This window comes from Streptococcus sp. GMD6S (genome assembly GCF_000297015.1).
The window spans coordinates 1-1,184 of the sequence record NZ_AJRH01000329.1; the positions used below are offsets into that span (position 1 = coordinate 1).

The window sequence follows — 1,184 nt, forward strand, 5'->3', positions numbered from 1 at the left end:
TATCGTTACTTCATGCAGGAAAACTTGTTCAACCAAAAACCATTTAAAGAAAGCTTCTTGCCTCGTGGGGTTAAGGACAATGCTGAAGAAGAAGTAGAACGCTATAATCAAATTTTGGCTGACCATCCTGTTGATTTACAAATCTTGGGAATTGGTCGCAATGGACATATCGGCTTTAACGAGCCTGGTACTCCATTTGACAGTCAAACGCATCTAGTAGAACTTGACCAGTCTACTATCGAAGCCAATGCTCGCTTCTTTGACAAGATTGAAGACGTTCCAACCCAAGCTATCTCAATGGGGATTAAAAACATCTTGGATGCCAAGTCAATTATTCTCTTTGCTTACGGTGAATCAAAAGCAGAAGCTATTGCCGGAACAGTGTCTGGACCAGTGACTGAGAGTCTACCAGCAAGTAGTCTACAAAACCACCCTGACGTGACGATTATCGCAGATGCAGAAGCGCTAAGCTTACTTGAAAAATAAATTCAGAATCACTTGCTCATTGGAGTGAGTGTTTTTAGACATATAAAACTGCAACATGACGTTAGGAGGATAACATGAATAAAGAAGAATTTCTAAAAGTAAAAGAAGCATATAAGAGCGCTAGAACGGAAGAGAGAAAAAAAATAATAAAATTCATTACAAAGAAGAAAGATAAGGAAGGGAATTCTCTTTTTACTAAGTCAAAAGATAAACCATATAACACAAGAAATCAATATTCAGGAGGTATGGGGAATAAAAAGTACACCTCGGGTAGTAGATTATCTAGACCATATGATTTATCAAATCATATGTGGATTGATTTGTCTTATAAAGGAAATGATATATTAATCTCTTTACAGTCTTTTGATATTGATCCAAATAAAAATAAAAATAAAACTAATAATCTTCATGTCTTATATGATCGGATAGGTATTATGTTTGAAAAAGACGGCAACATTTTGTTGCCAGATAATAAATCTGAGGTCAGTGATGCCTTTCTTAAAATGGAAACAACAAACTGGGAACTACCTTTATCTGAAGCAGAGATGGAGGAGATGGTGGACTATATTATTAGTCATTATGAAAAATAAAAAACTTAGTTTTCTCTTGACATTTATTCATTTTGCGTGTAAAATAGAATAGATCTTGAACTTGAAGGGAGTGAAAAAAATGTCTAAAACAGTAGTACGTAAGAATGA

Annotated in this window: 2 protein-coding genes; both read left to right on the forward strand. The window is 34.9% G+C overall.

Annotated features, from left to right (window positions below; genetic code table 11):
* Positions 1 to 486: glucosamine-6-phosphate deaminase (locus GMD6S_RS11385; RefSeq protein ID WP_000329536.1), on the forward strand; the 486-nt coding region annotated here is incomplete at its 5' end.
* A 74-nt stretch (positions 487 to 560) separates the two neighbouring features.
* Positions 561 to 1,076, forward strand: coding sequence for a hypothetical protein (locus GMD6S_RS11390; protein ID WP_001030875.1), 516 nt, complete (start codon positions 561 to 563; stop codon positions 1,074 to 1,076).
* Positions 1,077 to 1,184 lie beyond the last annotated feature (108 nt).